Below are 4,439 nucleotides of genomic sequence, written 5' to 3'. Positions count from 1 at the left end.
AGTTATACCTTCAAGTCGGCTGTTCAAAAGGCCTTAGGCCACCCGCTCATCATTGGGGATCCGTTCCATTTCTGTCGTTACATCTACTGGGCTCTGGAAGGGGTTCGCCGCCGAGTGCAAAAAGCGTTCCATCCGTATCATCGAAAACGATGTAAACGGATCAAACATCTGTTTCAGAAAGAGAGAGAAGGACTGGATGATAAGCAAAAGAAGAAGGTGGAGCGGTACTTAGAGCTATCCCCTGATTTAAGGGAAGCGTATGAGCTAAAAGAACATTTTCGTCAGTGGTATCAAGAAGCGAAGATGCAAGGAAGGGAAGGACGAATGAGCGAGGTGAAACAAGGGCTCTACGCCTTTTACCGAAGAGTGGAGGCGAGCCCGTTAAAGGAGTTCCACCGAGCCATTCAGACGCTGAAGAACTGGCAGACCGAGATCTTGAATAGCTTCGCGTTTGGCTTAAACAATGGTTTTATTGAAGGACTGAATAATCAAACGAAGGTGATTAAGAGAAATGCCTTTGGTTTTCGGCGTTATGATCGCTTGCGAAACCGTATTCTCTTGCATCATCCATTCAAACATCAGACATTCGGGGTAGGATAAGAGGGGCTCGCCCTCCTATGCCACCCCAACATTTGACTAAGAACCTTTATGGTTCTATAATATTTGTTTCTTAACCCCAACAAATACTATAGAGCCGATAAAAAAGAAACCACGTCGCTGAGCTGACAGTGGTTTCTTTTGATCTTTATTTACTTGTTAATTGAGCTTTTTTGTTTAGTTTAAGATCGAAGCGATCAGCATTCATGACCTTAACCCAAGCTGCGATAAAGTCTTCGACAAACTTTCCTTTGTTATCGTCTTGAGCGTAAACTTCGGCAATCGCACGTAGAATAGAGTTTGAGCCGAATACGAGATCCACTCTTGTTGCAGTGCGTACGACTTCTCCTGTCTTACGGTCTCGACCTTCATATAGGTTGTAATCTACAGGTTTCCACTCAATTCCCATATCAAGTAAGTTTACAAAGAAATCGTTTGTGAGTGTACCGACACGATCAGTAAATACACCATGCTGTGTGCCGCCATAGTTAGCCCCTAAAGCGCGCATTCCGCCAATAAGTACAGTCATTTCTGGTGCAGTTAGATCGAGCAATTGAGCTTTGTCAATTAAGAGTTCTTCAGGGCTTACACTGTATTCTTTCTTCTGGTAGTTACGGAAACCATCAGAGACAGGCTCTAATACGGCAAATCCTTCTACATCTGTTTGCTCTTGTGTTGCATCGCCGCGTCCAGGAGCAAAAGGAACAGTTACATCAAAGCCAGCCTCTTTTGCCGCTTTCTCTACTGCAGCACTACCACCTAGTACAATCAAATCCGCGATGCTGACTTTTTTGTCTAGTTGATTTTGAATGTTTTCTAGTACTGAAAGGACTTTTTCAAGCTGCTCTGGCTGATTCACTTCCCAATCTTTTTGTGGAGCAAGACGGATACGGGCACCATTAGCTCCACCACGCTTATCTGAATTACGGAACGTACTAGCTGAAGCCCAAGCCGTTGTGACTAATTCGCTAACAGTAAGTCCAGAATCTAAAATTTTTGTTTTAAGCTCTTCTACTTCTGCATCAGTTAATTCATAATCAACGGTTGGTACAGGATCTTGCCAGATAAAGTCCTCTTCAGGAACTTCCGGACCTAAATATCTTGCTTTTGGCCCCATATCGCGGTGTAATAATTTGAACCATGCACGAGCAAAGGCATCTGCAAACTCATCTGGATTCTTATGAAAACGACGAGAAATTTTTTCGTATTCTGGATCGTAACGCAAGGCAAGGTCCGTAGTTAGCATGACCGTTGGGACTTTAACTGATGGGTCCTCTGCATCTGGTGCTAAATCCTTTTCATCAGGATCAACAGCTTGCCATTGATATGCACCTGCTGGACTTTTAGTAAGCCACCATTCATATCCAAACAATAGATCAAAGAAACCATTATCCCACTGTGTCGGATTCGCAGTCCAAGCGCCTTCAAGGCCACTAGTGATCGTGTCGCGACCTTTGCCAGAGCCGTATGTGTTTTGCCAGCCTAAGCCTTGCGCTTCAATCGGAGCTGCTTCTGGCTCTGGACCAACATGATCTGGATTTCCTGCACCGTGAGCCTTACCAAATGTATGTCCACCAGCGATAAGGGCAACCGTTTCTTCATCGTTCATTCCCATTCGGCCAAATGTCTCGCGAATGTCATGAGCGGCTTTTAGAGGATCTGGTTTACCGTCTGGACCTTCAGGGTTAACGTAAATAAGCCCCATCTCAGCAGCTGCAAGTGGATTCTCAAGCTCACGATCACCTGAGTAACGTTTATCCCCTGTTAACCACTCTTTTTCGCTCCCCCAGTAAATGTCCTCTTCAGGGTGCCAAATATCTTCGCGTCCAGCTCCGAAGCCAATTACCGGTCCACCCATATCTTCAATGGCTACATTACCCGCTAATACAAGTAAGTCAGCCCAAGAAATCTTGTTACCGTATTTTTGTTTAATTGGCCATAGTAATCGGCGGGCTTTATCAAGGTTGCCGTTGTCAGGCCAGCTATTAAGAGGGGCAAAGCGTTGGTTACCAGTTCCGCCACCACCTCGACCATCACCTATACGGTAAGTACCTGCAGCGTGCCAAGACATACGGATAAAGAATGGACCATAATGACCAAAGTCAGCAGGCCACCAATCTTGACTGTCTCTCATTAGGTCGCGCACGTCTTGTTTAAGAGCATCATAATCTAGCTTCGAAAATTCTTCAGCATAATCAAATTCTTCTCCCATTGGGTTTGATTTTTTGTCATGCTGACGAAGAATATTTAAGTTTAACGCGTTTGGCCACCAGTCGTTATTTGTAGTACCACTTGATTTAGGACTAGTAGTGGCGCCGTGATGGAATGGGCATTTTCCTGTGTTATTTGTGTCCATTTGTTTTCCCCTCTCTTTTTAAATGAAGTATTAAATAATTATTACTCTAGTTGTCGAAATTCCACGAACTAGATAATAATAATTATTGTTATGTAATCATTATAATAAACTATTTCTTAAAAAGAAAGAAATATAATAATAAATTTTAAAAGTTTTTTTGAACTGAGAGAGTCTATATAAAAATAGGCTTTTACTAGAGAAGATAGATAGCCCTTCCTTCTCAATACTATGCAAGTCATTTACAATTAATAATTGAAAATGAGAATGAATAGCGCTCATAATAAAGGGTAAAGCACCGACTGTCTCTTTTTAAGCACTAGTTATCAGAAAAACGAATGAAAATTCCTTCATATTTGAGTTAAAAGTACATAATGAGTTGGACAACAAACACTGACAATTGGTGTTAGGAATTTAGAGTCATTCATACAATCATTTGGAGGTGGCTTAGATTTGCTTACAACATGGTTAACCGAAGCAAAGAAAATTGTCATTTTTACTGGTGCGGGAATGAGTACGGAAAGCGGGGTTCCTGACTTTCGTTCAAGCCGTGGCTTGTGGCAAGGGAAAAAACCTGAGGCGTTAGCTAGCGTAGACGCAATGGACCATAATCGAGAAGCATTTATTGACTTTTACCGGATGCGAATCGAAGGACTTCAAGGTGTGCGCCCTCATAAAGGCTATGACGTGTTAGCTGCATGGGAAAAAGAACTCCCAATCACCTCTATTATTACGCAAAATACCGATGGGCTTCACGAGCAGGCAGGAAGCGAAGTGGTACTTCCTCTTCATGGGTCAATTCAGCGTTTATACTGTGTCGCATGCGGACAGAGATATGATGTGGCTCGGTACATCACCAACGAACCATATTGCTCGTGTGGAGGCTTTATCCGTCCGGCGGTTGTGCTATTCGGTGAAATGTTAAATACGGACACGCTTGCTTTAGCAGAGCGCCATACGAAGGAGGCCGATTTGTTCCTCGTGTTAGGGTCCTCTCTTGTTGTTTCCCCAGCTAATCTCTTTCCGAAAATCGCCAAAGAATGCGGGGCAAAGCTCGTGATCGTAAACCATGATGAGACACCTTTGGACCCATTAGCTGACCTAGTCATTCAAGATCAGTCCATCGGTACTTTTTTAGAAGAAACGAATCGAGCGCTTCAAGCTTAAAAGCGCTCATAAAAAACTAGACTTGTCACGATGGAGTGTGACAAGTCTAGTAGTCTAATGATCGGAATACATTCGATTGTAGCGTTCGGCGGATCGATAAGCATCTACGACTCCCCAAATCCACATGATTGGCCACGTAATGAAACCAATGAGAACGAAAAATAAAAGTCCATTGATCGCTTGAATAATAATAAATGATTCATCACCACTTTTAGTGATTTAAACAAAAAAGAAGAAAACACTCACAGATTCCTGGCAATAATGTTAGTGCTAACCAAACAAACCAGGAGGGTCTGAAAGTGTTTTCCGTATCACTAGAATT

3 protein-coding genes are annotated in these 4,439 nt (G+C 43.0%); 2 read left to right on the top strand and 1 reads right to left on the bottom strand.

The window, feature by feature from the left end; translation table 11 throughout:
• On the top strand, window positions 1–600 hold a 600-nt coding region (locus E2L07_RS20120; RefSeq protein WP_166740146.1), incomplete at its 5' end, for a transposase.
• A 145-nt stretch (window positions 601–745) separates the two neighbouring features.
• On the opposite strand, the gene katG is transcribed toward E2L07_RS20120, so the two are convergent.
• The gene (gene katG, locus E2L07_RS20115; protein WP_134230490.1) at window positions 746–2,953 is read right to left on the bottom strand and encodes a catalase/peroxidase HPI; all 2,208 of its coding nucleotides are present in this window, start codon (window positions 2,951–2,953) and stop codon (window positions 746–748) included.
• 450 nt (window positions 2,954–3,403) lie between these two features.
• Here katG and E2L07_RS20110 point away from each other — a divergent pair, with 450 nt between their 5' ends.
• Window positions 3,404–4,117 (top strand): SIR2 family NAD-dependent protein deacylase, encoded by a 714-nt coding sequence (locus tag E2L07_RS20110; RefSeq protein ID WP_134230489.1) that lies wholly within the window; start codon window positions 3,404–3,406, stop codon window positions 4,115–4,117.
• Window positions 4,118–4,439: the final 322 nt, after the last annotated feature.

Source organism: Halalkalibacterium halodurans (genome assembly GCF_004376175.1).
GTDB classification, from domain to species: domain Bacteria; phylum Bacillota; class Bacilli; order Bacillales; family Bacillaceae_D; genus Halalkalibacterium; species Halalkalibacterium halodurans.
This window is presented reverse-complemented; position numbering and strand designations above follow the sequence as displayed.